21 protein-coding genes, 1 tRNA gene and 1 pseudogene are annotated in these 24516 nt (G+C 57.0%); 11 read left to right on the top strand and 12 right to left on the bottom strand.

Annotated elements, in window-relative coordinates; all coding sequences use genetic code 11:
* Positions 1 to 164 precede the first annotated feature (164 nt).
* Genes G7067_RS13310 through G7067_RS13300 form a run of 3 tightly spaced genes read left to right on the top strand, consistent with a single transcriptional unit; the run spans position 165 to position 3731 of the window.
* Complete coding sequence (locus G7067_RS13310) at positions 165 to 1091, top strand: ABC transporter permease (RefSeq protein ID WP_166325322.1); 927 nt, start codon at positions 165 to 167, stop codon at positions 1089 to 1091.
* Complete coding sequence (locus G7067_RS13305; protein WP_166325319.1) at positions 1084 to 2040, top strand: ABC transporter permease; 957 nt, start codon at positions 1084 to 1086, stop codon at positions 2038 to 2040. Before G7067_RS13310 ends, G7067_RS13305 begins: the two co-directional genes overlap by 8 nt.
* A complete protein-coding gene (locus tag G7067_RS13300; protein WP_166325316.1) occupies positions 2037 to 3731 on the top strand; it encodes a dipeptide ABC transporter ATP-binding protein in 1695 nt (564 codons plus the stop codon). Before G7067_RS13305 ends, G7067_RS13300 begins: the two co-directional genes overlap by 4 nt.
* A gap of 162 nt (positions 3732 to 3893) precedes the next feature.
* Here the strand turns inward: G7067_RS13300 and G7067_RS13295 are convergent, their stop codons facing one another.
* The gene (locus G7067_RS13295) at positions 3894 to 5078 is read right to left on the bottom strand and encodes a multidrug effflux MFS transporter (protein ID WP_166325313.1); all 1185 of its coding nucleotides are present in this window, start codon (positions 5076 to 5078) and stop codon (positions 3894 to 3896) included.
* 153 nt (positions 5079 to 5231) lie between these two features.
* Here G7067_RS13295 and typA point away from each other — a divergent pair, with 153 nt between their 5' ends.
* The 5 genes and pseudogenes from typA (at position 5232) to G7067_RS13270 (ending at position 11874) form a co-directional block, all read left to right on the top strand.
* Positions 5232 to 7136, top strand: coding sequence for a translational GTPase TypA (typA, locus tag G7067_RS13290; protein WP_166325310.1), 1905 nt, complete (start codon positions 5232 to 5234; stop codon positions 7134 to 7136).
* Positions 7137 to 7363: 227 nt separating this feature from the next.
* Positions 7364 to 8008, top strand: a complete 645-nt coding sequence (locus tag G7067_RS13285) for a CG0192-related protein (RefSeq protein ID WP_166325307.1) — start codon at positions 7364 to 7366, stop codon at positions 8006 to 8008.
* 83 nt (positions 8009 to 8091) lie between these two features.
* Positions 8092 to 8165: transfer RNA gene (locus tag G7067_RS13280), tRNA-Pro, on the top strand.
* 550 nt (positions 8166 to 8715) lie between these two features.
* Positions 8716 to 9938, top strand: a protein-coding gene (locus G7067_RS13275; protein ID WP_166325304.1) for an IS3 family transposase whose coding sequence is annotated in 2 segments (ribosomal slippage) — positions 8716 to 9001 and positions 9001 to 9938 — 1224 coding nt in all. Because the reading frame shifts where the segments join, the coding sequence is not laid out codon by codon here.
* Positions 9939 to 10622: 684 nt separating this feature from the next.
* Positions 10623 to 11874: pseudogene (locus G7067_RS13270) on the top strand (IS3 family transposase).
* A gap of 134 nt (positions 11875 to 12008) precedes the next feature.
* Here the strand turns inward: G7067_RS13270 and G7067_RS13265 are convergent.
* The 10 genes from G7067_RS13265 to G7067_RS13220 all read right to left on the bottom strand — a co-directional run bounded on the left by G7067_RS13265 (position 12009) and on the right by G7067_RS13220 (position 19863).
* Positions 12009 to 12689, bottom strand: a complete 681-nt coding sequence (locus G7067_RS13265; protein WP_166325301.1) for a helix-turn-helix domain-containing protein — start codon at positions 12687 to 12689, stop codon at positions 12009 to 12011.
* Positions 12690 to 12717: 28 nt separating this feature from the next.
* The gene (locus tag G7067_RS13260; RefSeq protein WP_166325298.1) at positions 12718 to 13539 is read right to left on the bottom strand and encodes a class I SAM-dependent methyltransferase; all 822 of its coding nucleotides are present in this window, start codon (positions 13537 to 13539) and stop codon (positions 12718 to 12720) included.
* A gap of 10 nt (positions 13540 to 13549) precedes the next feature.
* On the bottom strand, positions 13550 to 14362 hold the full coding sequence (locus G7067_RS13255) for a class I SAM-dependent methyltransferase (RefSeq protein WP_166325295.1): 813 nt from the start codon (positions 14360 to 14362) through the stop codon (positions 13550 to 13552).
* Between the two features lies 1 nt (position 14363).
* Positions 14364 to 14756 (bottom strand): flavoprotein, encoded by a 393-nt coding sequence (locus G7067_RS15320; protein ID WP_166325292.1) that lies wholly within the window; start codon positions 14754 to 14756, stop codon positions 14364 to 14366.
* A gap of 220 nt (positions 14757 to 14976) precedes the next feature.
* Positions 14977 to 15690 carry a hypothetical protein gene (locus tag G7067_RS13245; protein WP_166325289.1) on the bottom strand — a complete coding sequence of 238 codons (714 nt, stop codon included), beginning with the start codon at positions 15688 to 15690 and terminating at the stop codon, positions 14977 to 14979.
* Positions 15691 to 15816: 126 nt separating this feature from the next.
* Positions 15817 to 16734, bottom strand: coding sequence for a hypothetical protein (locus G7067_RS13240; protein WP_166325286.1), 918 nt, complete (start codon positions 16732 to 16734; stop codon positions 15817 to 15819).
* A complete protein-coding gene (locus tag G7067_RS13235; RefSeq protein WP_166325283.1) occupies positions 16727 to 17650 on the bottom strand; it encodes an aminoglycoside phosphotransferase family protein in 924 nt (307 codons plus the stop codon). The genes G7067_RS13240 and G7067_RS13235 overlap by 8 nt, the downstream gene beginning before the upstream one ends.
* 142 nt (positions 17651 to 17792) lie before the next feature.
* Positions 17793 to 17963 (bottom strand): hypothetical protein, encoded by a 171-nt coding sequence (locus tag G7067_RS13230; protein WP_166325280.1) that lies wholly within the window; start codon positions 17961 to 17963, stop codon positions 17793 to 17795.
* A 425-nt stretch (positions 17964 to 18388) separates the two neighbouring features.
* Entirely contained in the window at positions 18389 to 19417 is a 1029-nt protein-coding gene (locus tag G7067_RS13225; protein ID WP_166324624.1) for a DDE-type integrase/transposase/recombinase, read from the bottom strand.
* Positions 19414 to 19863, bottom strand: a complete 450-nt coding sequence (locus G7067_RS13220) for a transposase (RefSeq protein ID WP_166324621.1) — start codon at positions 19861 to 19863, stop codon at positions 19414 to 19416. The genes G7067_RS13225 and G7067_RS13220 overlap by 4 nt, the downstream gene beginning before the upstream one ends.
* Before the next feature lie 205 nt (positions 19864 to 20068).
* Between G7067_RS13220 and G7067_RS13215 the strand changes: the two genes are divergently transcribed.
* Positions 20069 to 21343 carry an MFS transporter gene (locus G7067_RS13215; RefSeq protein WP_166325277.1) on the top strand — a complete coding sequence of 425 codons (1275 nt, stop codon included), beginning with the start codon at positions 20069 to 20071 and terminating at the stop codon, positions 21341 to 21343.
* A gap of 72 nt (positions 21344 to 21415) precedes the next feature.
* Here the strand turns inward: G7067_RS13215 and G7067_RS13210 are convergent, their stop codons facing one another.
* Positions 21416 to 21997, bottom strand: coding sequence for a TetR/AcrR family transcriptional regulator (locus G7067_RS13210; RefSeq protein WP_166325274.1), 582 nt, complete (start codon positions 21995 to 21997; stop codon positions 21416 to 21418).
* A gap of 102 nt (positions 21998 to 22099) precedes the next feature.
* Here G7067_RS13210 and G7067_RS13205 point away from each other — a divergent pair.
* A protein-coding gene (locus G7067_RS13205; RefSeq protein WP_244301132.1) for an IS5 family transposase occupies positions 22100 to 22994 on the top strand; the annotation gives its coding sequence in 2 pieces (ribosomal slippage) (positions 22100 to 22458 and positions 22457 to 22994; 897 coding nt in all).
* A gap of 305 nt (positions 22995 to 23299) precedes the next feature.
* Positions 23300 to 24052 carry a nucleotide-binding protein gene (locus G7067_RS15315; protein WP_166325271.1) on the top strand — a complete coding sequence of 251 codons (753 nt, stop codon included), beginning with the start codon at positions 23300 to 23302 and terminating at the stop codon, positions 24050 to 24052.
* The last annotated feature ends 464 nt before the right edge of the window (positions 24053 to 24516 follow it).

The raw sequence follows: 24516 nt of genomic DNA, 5'->3' as shown, positions 1-24516 counted from the left end.
GCCCCGGATACCTGATCCGGGGCCTGAACGTCGTTCAGCGGCAGCGCCGTCTGCGCGATCCCCAACCTCATGAGACACGAACATTGGTGTTTGAGTTTCGTATGTGTCAAGAATTGCGAGAGAATACGCTTCATGCTTATCACCACTGAGCCGAGGAGCGGCGAATGCTGAGATACATCCTCTTCCGCATCCTCCAGGTCATTCCCGTATTGCTCGGGACCACCTTCCTGATCTATTTCATGGTCTTCTCGATGCCAGGAGACCCGATCCTTGCCCTGTTCGGGGACAAGACCCCGAGCCAAGCGGTGCTCGAGGAAATTAGCCGGCAGTACAACCTCGACAAGCCATTCATCGTGCAGTATTTCCTGTACCTCGGCGGAATCTTCACCGGGGATCTCGGGATCACCTTCTCGGGGCAGCAGGTGACCGATGTACTCGCTCGAACCTTCCCGGTGACGATCCAGCTCGCGCTCATGGCGATTGTGATTGAGTTGGTCCTTGCGGTCACCATCGGCCTCATTTCCGGACTGCGGAAGGGCAAACTGTTTGACAACGTCAGCCTCATCATCGGCCTGGTCATGATGAGCGTGCCGATCTTCGTGATCGCGTTTATCGCGCAGTACTTCCTGAGCATTAAGTGGGGCTTCTTCCGGACTACCGTCGGTCCGGGCGCACCGATCCAGGACCTGATTCTGCCCGCGATCGTTCTGGGTGTTTCCCTGTATGCGACGAGTATGCGTCTGACGCGCGCCTCGGTCATCGACACCCTCAATCAGGACTTCGTGCGCACTGCATACGCGAAGGGGCTCAGCCGCAATCGGATCATCCCGGTTCACGTGCTGCGGAACTCGCTGATCCCGACCATCACCAACACGGCGACCAACTTCGGTGTGCTGATGGTGGGAGCGACCGTGACCGAGGCGATCTTTAATGTCCCCGGTGTCGGCAACACGCTCTTCAAAGCTATTCGGCTGGGTGAAAACTCGACCGTGGTCTCCTTCGTGACGGTGATGGTGCTTATTTACCTCTTCGTCAATCTCTTCATTGACCTGCTCTACGCGGTGCTCGACCCAAGGATTCGATATGCCTGAGAACATGCCTCCGCGCAACGAGCACTTTGTCGCTGCGTTTGATGAAAATACCTTTACCGCCGCCGTGGACGTGCCGCAGCTCAATGAGCGCAGGTCCGGCCTGTGGATCGATGCTTGGCGGGATATCCGCAAGCGACCGATGTTTTACATCTCCCTGACGCTGCTGCTCTTTGTGCTTGCGGCGGCACTGGTGCCGGGCATCTTCACGCAGGTGGATCCGCGTATGTGTGACCTCGCGCTGAGCAACACGGGGCCCGCAGCAGGACACCCGCTCGGATTTACGAAGCAGGGCTGCGACGTTTACTCTCGTATCGTGCACGGCACGGGAACCTCGCTGTCTGTCGGACTCATCTCGACGCTTATCGTTTTTGTTGTCGGGACCCTCATGGGTGCGATCGCGGGTTACTTTGGCAGCTGGGTCGATGCGTTGCTCTCACGCATCGGTGACATTTTCTTTTCGATCCCCTACATCCTCGCCGCGGTGATTGTCATGGGCGTGTTTAAGGAATACCGCAACATCTGGGTGATTTCGCTCGCAATCGGCATTTTCGCCTGGGCATCAAGCGCGCGCGTGCTTCGCGCGGAGGTGCTTCGCGTACGCCCAGCGGACTTCGTGACCGCTTCCACCGCGCAGGGTCTTGGGCCCTGGAAGAACCTGTGGCGACACGTTTTGCCGAACTCAATGGCGCCGATGATCGTCGTTTCTACCCTCTCGCTTGCCGCGTCGATCGTAGCCGAAGCGGTACTGTCATTCTTGGGTGTGGGACTCCCGACCCCCGAGTTCATCAGCTGGGGCAACGACATTAGTGCGGCCCAGTCGGATTTGAGAACCGCACCAGAAAATCTGATCTACCCGTCCATCGCGCTGACGCTGACGGTGCTCGCCTTCATTTTGCTTGGCGAGCTCCTGCGTGACGCACTCGATCCGAAGGCGAGGGCGCAGCGATGAGCGAGCAACAGCCAGTACTGAGCGTGCGCGACCTGAAGGTCGCATTCAAAGTTGGCAAGTCGATGAACGAGGTGCTGCAAGGGGTCAGTTTTGACGTCTACCCGGGCGAGACCGTCGCGATCGTGGGAGAGTCAGGATCCGGCAAGTCGACAACGATGCACGCGGTCATCAATCTGCTTCCCGGGACCGGTCGCATCACCGAGGGCTCGGTGAATTGGAATGGTCGCGAGCTTGTCGGGATCCACCGTCGCGACATGGAGACGATTCGCGGTCGCGAGATTGGTTTGGTGCCTCAGGACCCGATGTCGAATCTGAACCCGGTGTGGTCTATCGGGTTCCAGGTCGAAGAAGCGATCCGCGCAAACGGGCTCGCGACCGGACGCAAGGCCGTGCGTGAGCGGGCCATCGAGGTGCTGCAGCAGGCTGGCCTGCAAGACGCCGAGAAGCGGATGAAGCAGTTCCCGCACCAGTTCTCAGGCGGCATGAAACAGCGCGCACTTATCGGTATCGGATTGGCGGCTGACCCACAGCTGCTCATCGCCGACGAGCCAACCTCGGCGCTCGACGTGACGGTGCAGCGTGTGGTGCTCGATCACCTCGCGAAAATGACGAGCGAGCTTGGCACTGCCGTGGTCTTCATCACCCACGATCTCGGACTCGCCGCGGAGCGTGCCGAGAAGCTGATTGTCATGTACAAGGGCAATATTGTGGAATCGGGCCCCAGCCGGGAGATCCTGCAGCATCCGCAGCACCCGTACACCAAACGCCTTGTTGCTGCGGCTCCCAGCCTGGCTTCGCGGAGAATCGGTGCGGGCGCGGCGCTGCCCGCCGCGCCGACGGACTCCTTCGACGTCTCCGCGCTGGCGAAGACGGGCACGCGCGAGGTTGCTCAGGGTGAGCCGATGATCGAGGTTGAAGGCCTCGGCAAGGTCTACAAGATCCGCAAGGGAAGCTTCGCGTCTGAAGATTTCCACGCGGTGACGGATGCGACCTTTACCGTGAACCGCGGTGAAACGATGGCGCTGGTGGGTGAATCTGGCTCGGGGAAATCGACGATCGCGAAGATGCTCTTGCAGCTCGAGAAACCCACGAGCGGCTCGATCCGAATCGCGGGCAACGACATGAAGGGGATCTCCGGTCGTAGGCTCTTCGATCTGCGGCGTACGCTGCAGCCCGTGTTCCAAGACCCCTACGGCTCGCTCGATCCGCTGACGAACATCGGCAACACCATCATGGAGCCGCTGAATATCCACAACGTCGGCGACCGGGCAAGCCGCAAGGCGCGCGTGATGGAGTTACTGGATCAGGTCTCGCTGCCGCGGGATCTCGCAACCCGCTACCCGAACGAGCTTTCCGGCGGACAGCGGCAGCGTGTCGCGGTCGCCCGCGGTCTCGCGCTCAAGCCCGACATCCTCGTGCTGGATGAGGCGGTCTCGGCGCTCGACGTGCTCGTGCAGGCGCAGATCCTGGATCTGCTCGCCGAGTTGCAGCGTGAGCTGGGCCTCACCTACCTCTTCATCACTCACGATCTCGCGGTGGTGCGGCTGATCGCCGACCGCGTGTGTGTGATGCAGCAGGGCCGGATCGTGGAGCAGGCGACCACCAACGAGGTGTTCGAGAACCCGCAGCAGCAGTACACGAAGAACCTGCTGGCCGCGATCCCCGGCGCCAACATCGAGTTGGGCGTATAGGCAGGTCCTTGCTGGCCCGGCCGCCGATCCGCGGACCGATGTTTACCTGCGGCACCGATTTCACTGAGAACACCCCAATTACCGCAATGGGGGGTGTTCTCAGTCGAATCGGTGTTCTTAGTGAAGCGCTGAGGTCAGGATCCGCGCCGAACTGAGGGGCAACTACCTCAGCGCGTAGCGGATCGCGCCGAGTGTCGCGAGGCCCGTGGCGGTGACAACGAATACTGCCATCGGCATCGCGGTGTGCTCTCCCCACGCGCCAACGAGGGGAGACGCGAGGCCGCCGACACTGAATTGCGCGGCACCGAGAAGCGCCGATCCTGCGCCGCGAGCGCGCCCTGCAAATGACAGCGCAAGCGCACTCGCGTTCGACATCACGAGGCCGGTGCCCCCGGTGAGCGTGAATGCGCACGCGATGAACGCCGGGATCGTGAGCGTGTCGGTTGCGGCGAACACCGTGAGCGCGATCCCCGCCACGAACCCGAGGCAGGTGCCGAGCAGCAGCATGCGCTCAGGCGGTACCTTTCCGGCGAGCCTCGCGTTGATCGAGTTCGACAGGATCATCGCGAGCGCACCCGCAGCGAAGGCGAGCGAGTAGATAAGGGGCGACATGCCCAGGATCACCTGACCCACGAACGGGGACGCCGAAATGTAGGCCATCATGCTGCCAAACCCCAGGCCGAAAACGCAGATGAGTAGCACGAACTCACTGTTCCGTAACAGCAGGCCGAAATTGCCGACCGCAGCGCGCAGCCCCGCATCTCGGCGGGCCGCGGGCGGGAGCGATTCCGGTACAAAGACCGCCGCGAGCACACACATCAGCACGGCCATGCCCGCGAGGGCTGCGAGCACCGCGTGCCAATCACCAATCTGCAAGATCGCGCCGCCGATCGGGGGAGCGAGGAGTGGCCCGAGGCCCACGAACATGGCGATGAGACTGATGGCGCGGATCGCGGCCGCACCCTCGGTGAGATCCACCGCGATCGCCCGCGACACGACCACCCCGGCCGCACCCGCGATCCCCTGTACCGCGCGCAACGCAATGAAGACCCCAATGTTGGGGCTGAACACCATGAGAACGCTCGCGAGAGCGAAGACGCTGAGTGAGATCACGAGCACTGGGCGGCGGCCCACTTGATCCGAAAGTGGGCCGAGGATCAGCTGCCCGACACCCATCCCCACCAAAAACGCGGTGAGCGTGAGCTGGACCGAGGATGCAGGGGCGCCGAGTTCACGGGCGATGTCGGTAAACGCCGCGAGATACATGTCGGTCGCGAATGGACCGATCGATGCGAGGAAGGAGAGCACCGCGAGGAGGCCCGGGGTGAGGCGGCGCTGCAGAGTCATTCTCGTTATTCTACAGAGGTAGTTTTTCGTGAGTTCAGGAAGGATCCGCTAGGATGGTGCGTCGGCCTATTTTTTGGGGCTTTCGCGGTGACCCCGCGTGACGCTTGGCAAACCGCCACTGCCCCCACATCACCTCGTAAGGATCTCACAGTTATGGCTCTCGCCACCCGCGAAGACCTCCGCAACGTCGCAATCGTCGCGCACGTCGACCACGGCAAGACGACCCTGGTCGACGCCATGCTCAAGCAGACACATTCTTTTGACGCTCACGCTGAAATGGACGATCGGGTCATGGACTCGAACGACCTTGAGCGCGAGAAGGGGATCACGATCCTCGCCAAGAACACCGCCATCAGCTACGAGGGTGCGCACGCCACCAACGGCCCGATCACTATCAACGTGGTGGACACCCCGGGCCACGCCGACTTCGGCGGCGAGGTGGAGCGCGCGCTGTCAATGGTTGACGGTGTTGTGTTGCTCGTCGACTCCTCCGAGGGCCCGCTGCCGCAGACCCGCTTCGTGTTGCGCAAGGCGCTCGAGGCGAAACTGCCCGTAATCCTCGCGGTCAATAAGACCGACCGTCCCGACGGCCGCATCGAAGAAGTTGAGGGAGAAGCGCAGGATCTGCTGCTCGGCCTCGCCTCAGATCTTTCTGAGGATCACCCCGACATCGATATCGATGCGGTGCTCGATGTGCCGACCGTGTACCTCTCCGGTCGTGCCGGCGCTGCCAGCCACAACCGCCCCGCGAACGGCACGCTGCCCGACAACCCCGATCTGGAACCGCTGTTCGAGACGATCCTGAACCGTGTTCCCGCCCCCCAGTTCGATGACGAAGCGCCGCTGCAGGCCCACGTCACGAACCTCGACTCCTCGCCGTTCCTCGGCCGTATCGCACTGCTGCGCGTGCACAACGGCTGGATCCACAAGGGTGAGACCGTCGCCTGGGTGAAGCTCGACGGCAGCGTGCAGAACGTGCGGATCACCGAGCTGATGCTGACCAAGGCACTCACTCGGTTCCCGGCTGAGAAGGCCGGCCCCGGTGACATCGTTGCGATCGCTGGCATCGAAGACATTACGATCGGAGAGACGATCTCCGACGCCGAGGATGTGCGCCCGCTGCCCGGCATCACGATCGACGAACCGGCGATCTCGATGACTATCGGCGCCAATACCTCGCCGCTCGTCGGCAAGGTCAAGGGGCACAAGCTCACCGCGCGCATGATCAAGGATCGCCTCGACCGCGAGCTCGTCGGCAACGTGTCGCTGCGGGTGCTCGACACCGAGCGCCCCGACGCCTGGGAGGTGCAGGGACGCGGGGAGCTTGCGCTCGCGATCCTCGTCGAGAACATGCGCCGCGAGGGCTTCGAGCTGACCGTCGGCAAGCCCCAGGTGGTTACCAAGGTTGTGGACGGTAAGACGCAGGAGCCCTACGAGCACCTCACGATCGATACCCCCGAGGAGCACCTCGGCGCGATCACGCAGCTGCTCGCGACCCGTAAGGGCCGCATGGAGAACATGGTGAACAACGGCACCGGCTGGGTGCGCATGGAATTCATCGTTCCGTCGCGCGGCCTCATCGGCTTCCGTTCCGAGTTCATGACCACCACCCGCGGCACCGGCATCGCGAACGCGATCTCGCACGGTTACGGTGAGTGGGCCGGATCCATCGTGACCCGTCAGAATGGCTCGATCGTTGCTGACCGCTCGGGTGTCGTCACCCCGTTCTCGATGATCAATCTGCAGGAACGCATGACGTTCTTCGTGGAGCCGACCGCCGAGGTCTACGAGGGCATGGTGATCGGTGAGAACTCGCGCTCCGAAGACATGGACGTGAATATCACCAAGGAGAAGAAGCTCACCAACATGCGTGCGGCTTCCTCCGACAGCTTCGAGTCGATGACGCCGCCTCGGCAGCTCACGCTTGAGGAATGCCTCGAGTTCGCCCGCGAGGACGAGTGCGTCGAGGTGACTCCCGAGACCGTGCGTATCCGCAAAGTGGAGCTGGATGCGAACGCGCGTGCGCGTGCCGCGTCGCGTGTGAAGAACCAGAAGTAGGTTTTCTGCGCTGATCCTGTTGCTCCGCCGATTGAGCGAGCTTGGTGTTCTCCCGCCGATTGAGCGAGCTTGCGAGTCGAAATCAAGGACCGCGCCAGTAAGACACCGATTCGCCGTAGAACACCTCATTCGCTCGGGTTCGAGGTGTTCTACGGCGAATCGGTGTTTCTGGGGAAAGTCGCTGGGCTGGGATACGGGGAACCCGGCCGCGGGCGTAGGATCTGAGCATGTCTCTGATCTACGCCTCCACCACGTTGCGCCCCTCGAAGCTTGAGCTGCTCGCGGAGTGGTTGCCGACGCAGGCGTGGTTCTCTGGCGATGCTGCTCAGCTGGTGTCGCTTGGCGCGTATCGTTTCGACGATCCCGAGGGCGAGGTTGGGCTTGAGGGGCATCTGCTGCGCGCAGGGGGCGATGCGGTCTACCACGTCCCGCTCACGTATCGCGGGGCGCTGCTTGAAGATAGTGAGCCGTTTCTCGTCGGCACGATGGAGCACGGCGTGCTCGGCACCCGCTGGGTGAGTGACGCGGTGGGGGATCCGGTGTATCGCTCGGTGCTCGCGGCCGCGATCGCGCAGGGCGGGCACGAAGCTGAGCTCGTCACGGTGGATGCTTCGGGGGAGACCGGCACTCGGGATTCCGCGGTGCAGGTTCGCGGATCAGGGGTGCCGGGAGCGCCCGTGCCCGAGTTGTGGGCCGCGGAGGTGGAAAACCTCGGGGGAGTGACCCGGATCACGGCCCCGCTCGCGACGCTTGACGTGTGGCGGGTGCTTGATCCTGCCTTGCCCGATGCTGCGGTCCCCGGGGCTCGCGTGTTGCGGGCGACCTGGCCGGATCAGCTCGACCCGGTGATGCTGGCGATGCTGACGGTGTGAACTCTCGCTGCGGGTGTTTAGCTGCTGGCGTTTTCTCTTTTGCGGCGGAACCCGATAGAGTTGTCTTCGCGTGAAAACGCAATCGGGATGTGGCGCAGCTTGGTAGCGCACGTCGTTCGGGACGACGGGGTCGCAGGTTCAAATCCTGTCATCCCGACAGTAAGCCCCGGAACTACCGCAGAAACATGCGGAAGTTCCGGGGTTTTTTTGTTTTGCCACGATTGCCGAGTCGCCAATAACCCACATTTGGGGTTATCGGCAGAATGGGGCTTCGGACTGGTTTCCGTACCATTTGGAGAACCGTATGAGGATCGTCTACACCCCGAACCAACGCGAGACAGCGATTGTCACGTATCGTCAGGTGGGGTCTTTCGCTCAAACGATCCGGATCCTGGGATACCCTTCCAGGCACGTGCTCCACGACTGGGTGCGTGAGGGGCCTCCCAGTGTGAAGCCCAGAGCACAACCGCGTCCCCCACGCCACTACCCATGGGAATTCAAATCAGCGGCAGTCGGGCGGGTCCTGGCAGGCGAACCCGTGAAAGACATCGCGACTGACCTCCACATGACCACCCATGTCGTACTCAACAAATGGGTGCAACAATGGCGTGAACACGGAGACCGGGGCGTGATGACTAAACGCGAACAAGCACAATGAATTGGCCTGGGTTTAGTTCCGATCTTTCAACAAGGAAGATGGAAACACCATGGCAAGAAAATACGATCTAGAATTCCGTGAACGCGCACTCCGCATGCTCACCGAAGCGCTCCCCGAGCATGCAAGTCTCAACGCAGCGAGTAACCACGTCGGAGGCTTGCTGGGTGTCTCACCAGACACGCTCCGTATTTGGCACCGTCAATTCCTGATTGATACCGGCCATAAACATGGCGTGACGACCGACATCACTGAGGAGAACCGGCGTCTGCGCCGCGAGGTCGCTGAGTTGAAGAAAGCGAACGAGGTTTTGCGGGCTGCGAGTATATTTTTCGCCAAGGAACTCGACCACCCACGAACGAAATGATCAGATTCATCGATATGTATCGTGATCGTTTCGGGGTCGAGTTCCTCTGCCGAACACTCCGTGCGGTAGTTCGTGGTTTCCTTACGTCTCGCGAGTATCGGGCTGCGAAGCACCGCCCGCCCTCTGGGCGGCAGCTTCGCGATGAACTCCTCGTTCCTGAGATCCAGCGCCTCCACGAGAAGCATTACAGCGTGTATGGGCGTCGCAAGATGCACGCGCTCCTCAACCGTGAGGGGTGGGACGTTGGCCGTGATCAGACCGAACGTCTCATGAAAGCTGCCGGGGTGCGCGGAGTGCGCAAATCGAAGCGAGTGTTCACCACGCGCTCGGACCGGTCGGCGGTCTTGCCATCTGATTTGGTGAACCGGGAGTTCACCGCTGCAGCGCCGAAACGATTACTCGTGTGTGATGTCACCTACGTCGCGACATGGTCCGGGTTCGCGTATACCGCGTTCGTCACTGACGTATATTCACGCAGGATTGTGGGCTGGAACGTCGCTTCGACACTCAGATCAGAGGTACTCCCGATGCAGGCGCTTGATATGGCTGCCTGGCAACTCGGGGGCGACCTGAACGGAGTAATTCATCACGCTGATCACGGATCGAATTACACCGCGATGGTCTACACCGATCGCATTGTGGAACTGGGTGCGCTCCCCTCAACTGGAACTGTTGGAGACAGTTTTGACAATGCGATGACAGAAGCGGTGAACAACCTCTACAAGACCGAGCTAATCCGTCAGCAACGTCCTTGGAAGAGTGTCGAGCAGGTCGAGCTCGCGACTTTGAAGTGGGTGTGGTGGTGGAACCATGAGCGCCTCCATGGGGAGCTCGATATGCGCACCCCACTCGAGGTTGAGGAAGCGTACTACGCTGACAGTACAAAGCTTCCGCAACCAACTGGTTGACGGATACAACGGTCGGAACTAAACCCAGGCCAATTCATTCCGCGGCTTCAGCCATAGTTTCGGCGTCGACTGGAGAGGTAGAACAAGTCATTCAGATAAAGATCTCCCAGCTGACAGAGTCTTCTGTTGATGCCACTTATTGGGTAGACGGATCCAAGATAGATCAAAGCGTATTCAGCTCAGATGAAGACGCCGCGCAGTCACCCAATCTGGGTAAGAACAGTGTGATCAACTGTCTAAATACTCTTGGGATTGGCACGGCGGCGGCAATCGCGATTATTGCGACCTGCGGAGGCCTCTGTGCCGTAACGCTTGGAGCAGGATGCATCGCTTGTGTAGCAATTTTCACAGCTGTAGCCGGTGTCTCCGTCGGCAACTGTCTGGCAGGATAGCAGCACGCGCGATTATTCTATGAGCATTGTGGAAGGGGAACGAAATGAGTAGGAATTGGGTAGTTGTTCTAGTACTCCTAGGAGGGGGGCTGGTGGGCTTCGCTGGATTCCTTTTCAAAAGCCCGCCACTTGTCATTGGTTCATTTACCCTTGGACTGATCTCGTTTCTCGCTGCGCTCTCAATAGCCATCGTTGGTTTAAGGAGACGCGGCAACCAATCCCCAGGCAGGGACTAAACCTGAAGCGCTCTGGGTTTGTTGGAGATTCCGTACTTTGGAAAGAGGATGGAGTCATGGAACGAGTAAACAACAGAGGGCGCAGATACTCGGTTGAGGAGAAAGCGGCCGCGGTCCGCATGGTACGGACTCTCCAGACAGAACTCGGTAAGAGTCAAGGGACGGTGCAGCGTGTTGCTGACCAGCTTGGCTATGGACCAGAATCGGTGCGTTCCTGGGTACGTCAAGCCGACATTGATGACGGAGTGCATGCTGGAGTGACGACCGATGAGTAGACGCGTATGCGTGAGCTTGAACAAGAGAACCGTGAACTTAAACGCGCGAATGAAATTCTGAAGCGGGCCGCGTCTTTCTTCGGGGCGGAACTCGACCGCCAACATCGGAGCTAGTGGCATTCATTCACCGCAACAAGGACGATGTTGTTGCTGGGCGCAGGGTCGGGGTCGAGTTCATCTGCAGAGTGCTGCAGGTGGCCCCGTCAACCTACTACGCCGCGAACGGGAGACCAGCCTCGGTCCGGCAGCTCAGAGACGCTGAAGTCGCGCCGCAGTTGCTCGAGATCTGGGAGACGAACTACTCTGTATATGGAGTACGTAAGCTCTGGAAAGCCGCGAAGCGTGCCGGGATCGGTATTGGTCGCGACCAGGTCGCGAGACTCATGAAGATCCTCGAGATTGCGGGAGTACGCCGTGAGAAGCGGGTGAAGACCACGAAACCAGACCCGGCAGTGCCCAGACATCCAGACCTCGTGAACCGGGTATTCTCCGCGGACGGGCCGAACCAGTTGTGGGTGACGGATTTGACGTTCGTGCCCACCTGGCAGGGCGTCGCGTATGTGTGTTTCATCATTGATGCGTTCAGTCGCATGATCGTGGGGTGGCGGTGCGCCTCGAACATGAGAACTGAGACGGTACTTGATGCGATCGAAATGGCCCGCTGGTCACGGGGTAGAAAACTTCCCGAGCTTCGGTGCCATTCTGATGCGGGGTCGCAATTCACGTTTATTCGCTACGGGGAACGCCTAGCTGAGATAGGTGCGACGCCCTCGATCGGGACCGTTGGTGACAGTTATGACAATGCCCTCGCGGAGACAGTCAACGGGTATTACAAGGCTGGACTGGTGCGTGGGCCAGCGAAAGAGGGGCCGTGGAAGACGATCGATGATCTCGAGCTCGCGACGCTCGGCTGGGTGCATTGGCACAACACGCAGCGGCTGCATAGCTATCTCGGTGATGTGCCCCGGCAGAGCATGAGGAGTCGTTCTATGCTGGAGTTACCAGCGCCAAAGAACTGGTAGAAATCAAATGAGCTGAGTCTCCAACAAACCCAGAGCGCTTCACTCTAGGCGCGACGGCCTTTCAAGTGTCATCTGCAACCCATCAATCTGGCCTTCCGCGTGAGACTCGAAGACATGCAACCGCGCTGACATCAGTCCTCAATTGTCAGGACAACACAATCGACAACGCCCGTTGCTGGGAGGAATTAAGGCCCTCCATGAACGTCTCCGCTAGAAGATCCACGGCGAAGTTGGGGTGAATACCTTTAATAGAGGGCTGAAGGGTGGAGTCTTGCTTCTCATTCATCGTGAGATTTAGCACGGCTTCCAGAATAAGGTCAGCAACACGATTGATGTCTTCTTCGCTCGATGTGGGAGTCAAAGACGCGAATTGCTCGTTCAAGGTCGCGTATCCGTCAGGATGATCATCAACGAACTTGACGAGACTCTCTTGCTCGACAGCGGAAAGTGCAATACTTAGCAGAACTCCTAGTCGGAGCTGGTTAGGCTTTTCAAATCTCGCTGCGGCCAAGAATGCGCCGGGTTCAACATCTGGCGGCGCTCCTTGTTTCAACGAGTTGGCCAGCTCATCGCGCATTAGCTGAAGCCTTCGGATCTCCGCTTGCAACTCTTGATCAAGCTTGGCAACAAGCTCCGCTTCCCGCTCTTCACCTTCTTCGAGTAAGTCCGATATCTGAGCCAGAGGAAATCCAAGTTTAGACAATCGTCGAATGCGTAGGAGCACCACCAGATCAGAGACCGAGTATTGCTTGTACCCATTGGTCAAACGCACCGGCTCTGGGAGTACCCCGACATCGTGATAATGACGGACCGTCCGAAGCGACACTCCTGCCAGTTTCGCTAGTTCGCTTGTGCTAAGTTGCATGATCGTGCCCTCCGGTTGAGTTAATCCTGTCGGACGGCCTCACCTGTTTCTCGAAAACCATCACACACATGAAGGAAGACTCTTCTTCGAAGGGAGACCCTAAATAGTCGCCAAACAAATCATTAAGCACGAAACCAACTTCCTCTGCAGCGCGCTGGACCTCTTGATAGGGGTACAGTTTTAGTTCCTCAACGAATGAAACCACCTTTTGGTCGTCTACCCAATGTTGATTGACCCGAAATAACTGCTCGTTTGGCTGACTAAAGAACTGAAGATGGCCTGACGGTTGGTCTGCTTCTTGCTGAAAGTTCGAAACAACCGGTGATTCTTGGAATAAGAGGTTGAGTACGGTTGGGTTTTGAAAATCGACGATAAAAAGACCTCTATCGCGCAAATGAGTAAAAGCGGTGTCGCAGATCTCAGGCAAGGCGGATTCATCGAGGGACATCCCAAGTGTGTTTCCGAGGCATAAAATGGTCGAGAATTCGTCATTAAGCTGGACGGAGCGTATGTCGGCAACCGCGAAGCGTGCCTGCTGCAAGCTTCGCTTTGATGCCGCCGACGCAATCATCTCTGGAGAAATATCCACACCAAAGAACTCGTACTCCGAATCGCTATCTCGCTCCAAATGCTCTGCGATTCTTGAGAGTATACGACCGGACCCTACGCCAAGCTCTAGGATTCGTTTCCTGTCCGGACCCATGACCTTGAGTATCCATTCCGCGGCTTCTGGGGGGAAAGTATCCGGCGGAAGTAACTTGTCAAAAATGTGAGCGATACGAGCGGCGTTCTGTGTGATGCTGTCAACCATGATAGACTTCTCAATTTGATTCGGGTTTAGGGAAACGCCTTACAGCGCTCACACGTGCCAGCGGGGCGGTCAGAGCTTCCTGCAAAGGGGTTGGATTCGACACTTCCAGTTTCTCGATCTCGAATCCGGACAATGACACCTCATCTCGTAGTTCTTCGACGGAAAGTAGAACCAGCTGATGGCTCGCGAGAATTCGAGCAGTCGGTTGATCAGGCGCGTCTAGTTCCGCTAGGAAGTAGGTTGTCTGAAGTTGGCTCACGAGATCGCGAAAAACGCCAGACAGTACATATCCTCTCGCATTCTCAGGCAACGGGAGCGCGAGTACCTCAGAGGAATTCTGGACAGAAGCTAGGGGCATATCAAAAAGAAGCTTTCCTCCAACTTGGAGTTGTCGTCCAATATGTCGTAGCAGCTCAACTCTCTGCGAGTGATCAAGGAACATCGCAATTGACATCTGTCCAGCGATGGCAACGTCGTAGCTTTGGGAACCCTCAAGCTCGAACACGTCACCAAGTCTCATCTCTACGTTGTCATGTGGTGAGACATCGAAAGACAGCATGTCCGGAGATCTTTCAATAGCTGTGCAATGGTGTCCGAGATTCGCGAAATACGTCGCGATTCTACCTGTGCCGCAGAATAGATCCAGTACCCTCAGGCCTCGACCTGAGTCAACTTGAGCTTCGTACCATTTGAGATCATCATCGATGAAATTCGTGTAACTTCCATAGAAGCGAGCGAAATAGCCCTCATATAAGTTTGAACGTACCACTCCCGGAAGATAGGCCACGATTTCACGGAAAGGCGAATGCATCGGAGTTTCCATTTTATCCCTCTTCCTTTTCTGCGGTTGCCTTAAGTGCGGTCTCCACGAAGCGAAAAACGCTACTGATATCGGGTGGGCCGCCAGTCTCAGACCCTCTAGTCGCTGCTATGACTGCCTCATCGGGCTGATGTACCCAGTAGCCGGATTCATCAAGCAACCGAATGTTGTTGATCATAGATGGGGACCGCCAGATTCTTGCCGGCACAGAAGGTACCAAGATCACCGGTGACTCCGAGATTGCACAGGTCATAAGCGCCATGCTGTCTGTGATCGAAAGAGCTAGCTTGCTCAAGAAACTAGACGTTGCGGGAAATACCAGAATGACATCCGCCCAAGCGGAGAGGGCGCGATGAACTACAGCGGGTCCTCCAGGATCTAAATTCTCACCAATCACAGGATGTCCGGAAATAGCCGCAGCTGCCTTGGGGAAACTAGATCCATTGCTGAATGCGTCAGCATTACTCGGACTGTGAACTCTGGATACCAGGTGCGGATTACGTTGATCCAGCTAGGAATAAAGGTAGCTGCGATAGCACCCGTGCCGATCAGGAGAAAATTGCCCCTCGGTAGTTGAATGGTCGCTGGGGGTGAGGAATGTTTGAAGCTATCTGATGTCATGTCAGTTGCTCCCAAGGTAGGCCTAGCGCAGAAGGATTCTTAATAACTTGAAGAATGGATGGCATAAAAACCTCGACGGTTTCTGGTGGCGCGAGTGGAGCTGACAAACGTCTCTGCACATGAGCTACGAACGAAAGAAGAGTCGAGAGCTGTAGGGCCCTTGAATGTACTTTTCCCGTTGCGTCGGACACCGCTTTTGCCAGCCTCAGAGCATGCTCGGCTTTCGTGTCGTTCATCGGTCTTACAACTGATGCGAGCCAGACTAGTTCTTCGACCAACCTCGCCGCCGTCGACATTCTGGATGCAACCGGACCTAAAGGAGAGAGGATGACGCCCTGATCCTGTGGATCCAAAAGTATTCGCCCTAATCCAATAGGAACACCAGGACTAATCGCACGAAGAGAGATTACTCCATTGGCATCGCCTTGGGGTTCTTGAGCTCGGACCTCGTTTAGTATCGTCTTTGCCAAAGAGGCCAGCAAGTCGCCTGACTCATGCATATTGATGTATCGCTGTGTTCGCTCAATTTGGTCAAAGCTCCAAGCAGATTCATCCAAGGTTGAGAACGCCGCCAAATGGACCAGGGCTTGTTCGTAGGCATTCCAACGGCCCTCATCGACTTCCCGCTCATCTAGCAGCTCGTCCGCTAATGACCGCTGTGCTGGAACGTTCTGATAAATAACTGTTCCAGTTGGAAGTTGAGGTTCCACTGCACTAAGATGCTTAGTGCCCAGGGAAGTAACTACTGGTAGATGCTCCGCTGAAAGTTCCCACGTCCACAGGGAATTACCTTCACTGGTGATTCTTCTTGTTCCGGTCGTCGGTATCCTCATGATTTACCTTTCTCGCTCAAGCGTGGTTTCGGCGGCAGCGGCAAAACCATAAAGAGCCTCCGCAAGCCCTACGACGCTCCAATCTGGTAACTGTTCGGATAGATACTCTGCTGCCTGCTGAGCCACAGTTATTCCAAAACTGGAACCGTAGTCCTCAAGGTGTACAGCGTAATAAGTATCGAACGGACCTTTGACAGAGAATCCTGGTCCTACACATTTGCTCTTTGGAGGGTGTGTATGCCAAGTCTGCGCGATGGCATCCAAAATATGACGAGCGTCGTTGTCAGAACAATAAAGGACGACTCTGTCGGGCCGATCCGTCTCGAAGTTCGCAAACTTTGCCAACCATCGATTCGTGCATTGATCGAGATTCGATGTGAGTGTCTCAGCTTTAAGGTGGCTATCTATCCACGGAAGGTAGATTCGCATATTGGGTGATAAAGGAGTTCCTTTAGATCCGGAGAGACTATCCCAGCCGGTTAGAAATCCCTTTCGAACCCTGGGCAAAAGCAGAGTGTTTTTTCCGATGACCCAATCTGGACGTTCTTCTTTCGGCACTAGTAGTTGTGTACCAGTGGATGTGGACGTTGCGATAAGTCGTCCAATCTCGTCGAACCGAAGCTGCCAGCCTGGGCTCGCGCGTCTGCTGCTCATCAGCGCTGACGAACTTCCAACTGGACTCGCTACTTCGGCGGCTTGAAATGTTGAACTTGAATTTCCTTGGAGATGGACGTCCTCATAGAGCCATAGACTAAAGGTCTTGACAATGGAAGGTGAGTCGATTGGAAGCGACTCTTGATGGCGTTTACGACGAACTTCGACTTTCTCCAATTGAAGAGCCTCAAGGATTTGGGTTGCCCAGCGCTTTGATACGGCTTTTCCTGGTTCTAGCCTTAGGTTTTGCAGATTTGTTTTAGACATGGGGAACCAGGCTTTCGCTAATTGACTTCGCATTTGCCGTCAAATTCATCGAAAGTTGAAGAAGTAGAGTCGCCATGGCCGACTGCGAGATTGAAGCAGCAGCCATCGCCTGGGCGCGTGTTAGAAGCTTAAGCGAGACTAGTCGCATGAGAGTGTCCCCGCAGTACGCACCATCCAAGATTCTGTAGGACTGGAGCAACGTGCTGCAGAAGTCTGTCAGCTCCCTAACGATCTCGGCGGGACCAGTGGTCCAGCTTTGGTGATGTACTATCTGCGCCTTGAGTCTCAAGCTGGTGAAGGAAGCCATTAGGGAGGCCAGATCATGAAGTCCGCTCCCCATTCCCGCAAGCTCCCAATCAATAAAAACGGCCTGTTGGTCATCGGTCAGAATATTATCGATTGATAGATCGCCATGAATAAACACCTTGGGCAGCAGGTCCAATTGTTCTATCTGAAGCGCTGCTGCTTCGTGAAATGACGTCGGCAGCTTCTCTAGTGTCCAAAGTGCCCCCTCAGAAACCAAGTGAAACATAGAAATAGGAATGGGGTAGAGGACTGGCATTTCGGGATTCGCGTCGAACGGGACGTTCGCGGAGTGGAGCGCACTTAATTTTTCGCCGATCTTCCGTACGTAATTGGTCCACTCATCTGGGATCTCTTTCGAAAGTAGGCTTTTAAAGGGTGATTCGAATCGATCTGGAGTTTCCATCGTCAAGTAGCCGTTCCCAAGAGTCGCCTTTGGAAGCGCGACAGGGTTTCCCCTGTCGTCAAAGGTTTCCGAAGCGGCAACGGTGGCTTGAAACTCACGTTTGAGGAGCGTGTGGTCTTCGTCCAAGCCTCGGGCGGTCTTTGTGAACCATTTCATGCCAGGGCGATGGGAGACCGTGACTCGAGAACCTAACTGTTCTTCAGGCATCTCAATCTCCAATGATCGTAGTCACCTTGTGAAAAAGGGTTCCCTTGAAATAGAGGGAACGTCTAAGTACGGCCAGCCATTGGGTCCCACCCTGTGCGTTGAACATGTTCGGAGGGGACCCAATGGCACGGATCTTTCAGGGTCAGCACATGATCAGCGCAGTGGCAGCCGTCGCGCACCAAGGAGTAGTGACGATCATCTCTGGATCGGCGGTGAATGCTTCCTCACGTTCTGCCTGCTCCATGAGCTCGATCGTCTCCTGGAGGTCACCGAAGACCGCCTCGGCCATCATCGTCATATTGCCGTTTTGCATGTTCCTTGCCTCTCTTTCTTGTGCCCCTACCATCGAGTTACGGTAGGGTGTGTATTTGAAGTTAGTTTCTGAAGTTGCGCAAGTCAAGAGGTGTTTTCGGTGATGGTTTGGGAGCACGACGTGTTGCAACTAGAGGGAAGGCGACATGACGCTACGGCCTATTGGGTTTTCCGTCTCCAGCTCATGACAGTGAAGCGGACCATTAATTTTTGAACTTGTCCCTCCACTGCGAGTGGACGCTGCCTGCAAAGGAGAGAGAGGTTCCACTCAAGAGGAATGCAACGGAAGATACGGTTACCGCCACAAAAAGAAAACTATCCGCTTCACGGTTTTTTACCGAACAGTCTGGCGCTTCAGCCTCACCATGAGTGCGCCTCCAGCGGCTGTCGGTGGTTGTCAAGTCAAATGAGACATTCCTAGCCTAATTATTTGGTCGCGGGTTCCTTCCTCTTCGCGAGGTCATTGATCGCGACTTTCGTGGGCAGCTTCGGAGCTACCGGCGGCTTGGTAAACCGTTCCGGGTGCGCCCGATACGCGGCATCGAGGGTGCGCTGCCGACCCTCCCGAATCTCCACAGCCGTGCCGTAATGCACCGACGCTGGAGTATGCCACCCGATCCCCGAATGACGGTGCTCATGGTTGTACCAGCTCACAAACTCGTCCATCCAAGCACGCGCCTCACCGATGCTCGCGAACCGTTCGGGATAGTCGGGCTGATACTTCATCGTCTTGAACTGCGATTCAGAAAACGGGTTATCGTTACTCGTCCTGGGCCGGTTGTGCGACTTCCGCACATCAAGATCGACAAGCAGTGACGCCAACGGTTTCGACGTCATCGCAGCCCCACCATCCGCATGGAGATACCCGGTCGGCCTGCCCTGCTCAGCAACAATATCCGCGACGAGTTCCGCCGCGAGATCCCCGTCCTCGATGACCTCGATCCGCCACCCCACCACGTAGCGAGAGAAAATATCAATCACGACGTAGGCGTGATACCAGATCCCTTTCGCAGGCCCCCGCATCTTCGTAATATCCCAGCTCCACACAACCATCGGTGCGTGCGCGATCAACTCCGGGATCACACGCGGCGGATGAATCGCTTGACGGCGACGCTCACCGCCCATGTGCGCATCCTGCAAGATCCGGTACATCGTGCGCGGCGAACCCCAATACCGGCCCTCGTCAAGCTCTCGCGCCCACACCTGATGCACACTCATCTCGGCATACTCTTCGCTGGTGAGGAGCGTCAAGATCGCTGCCCGCTCCGTCTCGTTAAGCTCCGCAGGATGATGAGGGTTCAGCAACGGGCCGATAAACCGGGGTGGCGGGTTCAACACACGATGATGAGTCGCGCGGGAAAGCCCCACCAGCAGGCACGCCCGCACCACACCGATCAACACGGTGAGCTGCACCACCGTCGCTGACTGCCAGGCCACCCGCTCAGACCTTGTCATGACCTGTTCCTCGACGAGAGCGCTTCCAAGAAGCTGACACCTTTTCCCAGTACCTCGAGTGCGGCATCACGGTCAGCGATAACCCGGTCCTTCTTCAAGGCCTCACCACGGAGTTTCGCGTTCTCACGCTCCAGTTCCACGATCCGTTTCTGCTCTGCCGTACGGGCAGACCCGGCAGGGCGTCCTTTCCGGGTTCCCGTTGCGAGGAGGCCTGCAGTGTTCGCGGCACGCCACTCCTGAATATGGGAGTCGTACAAGCGTTCCCGGCGCAGGATCGAGCCTTTCTCGCCGTGGGCTGCCTGGTCGTACTCGGCGACGATCTGACGCTTATACTCGGCTGTGAACGTGCGTCGTTTCGCGTAGTCTGCTCGCGGGCCGGACGCTGTGTCGGCAGTGCTTGGTTCGCTCTCTTCGGGCAGTTCCGGGAGCATGTCTATCGTGGTCATGTTCTGGGTCCTTCAGCGTTTTTCTAGCCCCATTAATTACCAGGCTCTGTGTCTCACACCAGTCTGGCAGGTAGGGTGTGGCTGCTTGAAGCAGCGTGGAACCATGCTGGTGAAACACTGAAACTGCGCGGGGCCGGTGCCGGATGCATCGAGATCTTGTCGGTCTGCTTGACCTGGCCGTTACGTCATAGTTTTTAATCGCCATATGAGACAGAACACGCTAGCCTACTTTGCTTCCTACAGCCTCTCGCTGCTCGGTAACGGCATCGCATCGGTGCTGTTGCCGTTGTTGGTTCTAGCTCGCACCGGCGATGTGCTCGCTGCTGGTGTCGTTGCCAGTGTCACCGCGGGCATCAGTGCTCTAATCGGACCTTTTGCCGGAGTTCTGATAGATCGTGTCAACAGGCGCACCATCTCGATCGCGAGCGACATCTTGTCCGCTGGAGCCGTCATGGCGCTTCCGATCGTGGATGGACTGTGGGGGCTAACAATGCATTGGTTCGTCATTCTTGCGATTCTTGGGGCTTTCGGCGACGCGCCAGGGATGACAGCGCGAGAGGTGCTGCTGCCGAGGTTGGCTAGGGAGAACTCGAGCCGACCAGACGTGCTTGATCGTCTCGTGGGTACCCGCGAGGCGCTGTCTGGGGCACTAATGTTGGCCGCCCCGGGTTTAGGTGGGTTGCTGATAGCCATTGCTGGTGTCGGATCAACAACTCTGTTTATTACAGCTGGAACTAGCCTTGCGGCGGCAGTTCTGTCGTTCGGGATCCGGCACAGTGCTGGCGAGCCGGAGAAAAATGGCGAGATGCAAAATGTGCACGGGCATCCTATTAGGTCAGTGATTTCCGATCTTCTTGCTGCGCTTCGTTTCCTGCTAAAAAATCGTCTTGTCCTTGGCGCAACTCTATTGACCGCGTTGTTTGTCGCAGCATCCGCTGCGCTTCAAACTAGTTTGCTACCTGCTTACTTCACCGCTCAAGATCTTCCCGGCTTAACTGGGCTGGTGCTTTCGTGCATGTCCGCTGGAGGATTGATCGGGGCCGGTGTTTATGCAGTCGTTGCCGGGAAAATTTCCCGAAGGACTTGGTTCGTGGTTGGGATGGTGGGAACGACCGCAGGGTACTTTGGATTAGGCGTTTTGGCGGCTCCCTGGCTGGTTGTCGGATCAGCATTTGTAATAGGACTTACAGGCGCACCAGTGTCGGCCGCGATTGGAGTGGCGACAATCGAAGCAACTCCGGATAATGTGCGTGGTCGAATCCTTAGTGCTCAGAACGCAATTACGATGGCGGCTCCTGCTATATCGGCGGCACCAATCGCCGCTATCGCGAGCGGTTTTGGTCTATCGAATGCAGGTATCACATTGGCGGTCATAATAGCGGCAGCCTGTGCGCTTAGCATCGCTGCTCCAGCTTTTCGGAATCTCAACTCGATTAGCACTGCCCCTAGTTCGGGTCGAGGTAACGAGCGTGTGACGTGAGCGCTACTTCTGTACTGTCACTAGAAGGGATACTGAAGCACTACAGACTGAGGTGGGAGAACCGGGTTGGGGTCATTGAAGCTCGCGCAGTGCGGTGCTCACGAGCTGACGGGCAAGCCGATCATCCAAGGGAGGGGTGGCAGGAGTTAGGACTCGTGCGATCAGAGGGCCAAACATCAGGTCACAGATGTATACAGGATCGATATCAGAACGTTCTATCTCACCACGTTCGGTAGCGCGAGCAAGTATTCGAGTCATTTTTTGTTGCCGAGGTAAAATCATTCCGTCGAAATAAAGCCGCGAAGCCTCTGGATCTGCTCGAATTGCTTGGAGAAGACCAGAAAGACTCTTCTGTATGAGTGGCGTGGTCAAGAAAGCCAACTCGCTTCGTTGAAACTGAAGGAGGTCGGTCTGGAGATTCCCTGAATCAACTTCTTCTTGTGAACTATATCGATCGACCACAATCTCAAGCGACAGCATCGCCAAGTTTTTGTAACGCCGATAAAAGGTCTGTCGCGTGGTTCCTATTTCCGCGACGATGCCGTCTACGGTCAGTTTGTCAAAACCAACAGTTTCCAGCCAACGTTCCGCTGTCCAGACTAAGGCCTGGCTAATCGCTGGATCCCTAGGTCGACCCTCCTGCTTTACAGTCACGTTCCGAGACTTTACCACCGTTACTTCTCTACACTGCTCTAGCGTGATCCCTAGGGTGTGTTGATTAAGTCTTTCGGGGTGTTTCTCGGTAAGACTTAATGCATGGTGGTGCGTCAAGAGATCTCTGATGAAGTGTGGGCTGTGTTCGAGCCATTGATGCCGGTTCCTGCGGGACGTTCTCGTCCGTGGTCGGATCACCGGCTCGCGGTTGAGGGAATGGTGTGGAAGTACCGAACCGGGGCTCCTTGGCGGGACGTGCCGGAGCGGTTCGGGAAGTGGAACACGATATACAAACGCTTTACCAGGTGGGCAGAGGACGGCACCTGGGAGTTGCTACTCGCTGAGGTGCAGAAGCAGGCTGACCAGCTTGGGGCAATTGACTGGGTGGTATCGATTGATTCGACAATCGCGCGCGTGCATCAGCATGGTGCGACGCTGCCTCGCATCAAAAAGGGATCTGTCGAATTACAAGAATCCGCTCGTGGAGCCTGAGAATCATGCGATTGGTCGCTCGCGTGGCGGCCTGACAACGAAGGTGCATCTCGTTGCTGATGGGAAAGGTCGCCCGTTGGGGATGGTGGTGACTGCGGGGAACGTGAATGACACCACGATGTTTGCTGCGACGCTGGACGACATTCGGGTGCCGCGAGAACGGGGTCGTGCGCGTTCTCGTCCTGATCGAGTGCTCGCCGACAAGGGGTATCCTTCGCGGGCGGGCCGTGCCTGGCTGCGGGCGCGCGGGATCGCGGCGACGATTCCCGAGCGCAGTGATCAGATCGCGAAGCGACGTAAACGGGCGGGCCGTCCGATCGAGTTCGGGGAAGAGCAGCAGCAGAGGTATCGGGGGCGGAATGTGGTTGAGCGGTGTTTCAATCGGTTGAAGCAGTGGCGCGGGATCGCGATGCGGTCTGACAAGCTTGCACGAAACTATCGGGCCGGTGTCGCGCTGGAGTCGATTTTGATCTGGATCAAAACAGACTTAATCAACACACCCTAATGCACTCGGCATCGATTTGTAACTGCATGCAGGTTGAGCTAAAGATTGCGTTTTCAGTCCGGTGAGTCGACTTCGTCGCAGTGAGGGCCTAGTTGATGTTCCGTGCGCTCGATCACTCGGAGATCAAAGCCAATGCCCATTTCCACAACTAGGCCTGGTGATGAAACTAGAGGGCTTCAAGAAGTCGCACTGTGACTCACCAAGACTCCTAGTCCTCAGCGATCCTATGGACTGGCCGGTTCAGCCTTTTCTAATCTTGATGAGTATGAGTCGCCTACTAGTGGTCCGGCCCTTAGTGTGGATGTATGACTAAAGCTTCATCTCCCGTGCGACTTTTTATTGGTTCGTCAGCTGAAGGACGAGAAATTGCTCGGAACTTGCAGGAGGAGCTTGGAAACGCATGCCAAGTGGAACGTTGGGATCAGGGCGTGTTTGAGCCAAGCGGGTACACACTTGACTCCTTACTAGACTTGGCCAAGCGAGTTGATTTCGCCGTCTTGATAGCAACTCCTGATGACACCACCGTTAGTCGTGGAGTCGAGATGCCTGCAGCGAGAGACAACATTATTCTCGAATTTGGCTTGTTTGCAGGCGCTCTCGGTCGCGATCGTGTTTATTTGCTGGCAACAGATCAACTTAAGCTCCCGACGGACGTACTTGGGCTGACGCGACTTCCGTACCATTCGAGAGAAGACGGAAACTATCGCGCAGCAGTCAACGGTGCTGCTCTTCAGATCGAACAGCGAATAAGTGCGTTAGGGCCTTTCCAATTCACGGCGCGCTCAAAGGTCAGTGCTGTTGCGAACAACGGTCTAGATCAAGAGCTAGCGATTCTGTGTGCAAACGCTGTAGCCCAAGGATGGACTGTGAAGACAAATAGTCCTACAACTCTGCGGTTGCGCTCTCCAAAAGGAAAAGCACATACTTTCTCGAAAGGGAGCCCGAACAGTACTCGCGAGGCACTTCGGAAATTTGCATCCGAACTCAGCTCCGGAGGGTTGAGGGTGAACAACAGCATCCGTCGACCAGTAGTTGAATCGCCATTCTCGACTACCTAATGCGTATCCCCCTTGTGCTGCTGCCGTGTCGGCGTTTACACAAGGGGGACGACACTCTAACTCGGGCTCTACCGAGAACACCCTTAATGGGCCGCCGTGCCTCGGCCGCATCCCTGAATTGTATTCGGCTCGGGCATCGCGCCTTCTCCGCCACCTGGGCGGGAGCCACAACTTGTAACGCGGCATGTATAGGATAGCGGGCCACCTAAATTCATGCCTGCGAGCCGTCACCTTTTGAGTAACTAGTGGATCTGGGGTCTACATTCGCCACCCCACAGAAGACCTGTGATCTGACTGCTGGCAAACTGGCGGATTCGTTCCTCTACAAGGTCACCCCTGACCAAATTCTTCAGCCATTTGGCCGTGCCGTAGAAGCCTGGGAGGCTATGCATGCGTAGGGCGGCACTGAAAGCTTACGGATGGGGAGATCCATCAAGTCTTTTTTCGCATGAAGGTACTTCCGA

This window comes from Leucobacter insecticola (assembly GCF_011382965.1).
Lineage (GTDB): Bacteria > Actinomycetota > Actinomycetes > Actinomycetales > Microbacteriaceae > Leucobacter > Leucobacter insecticola.
The sequence above is the reverse complement of the archived record's forward strand: the minus strand, read 5'-3'. Positions and strand labels throughout refer to the sequence as shown.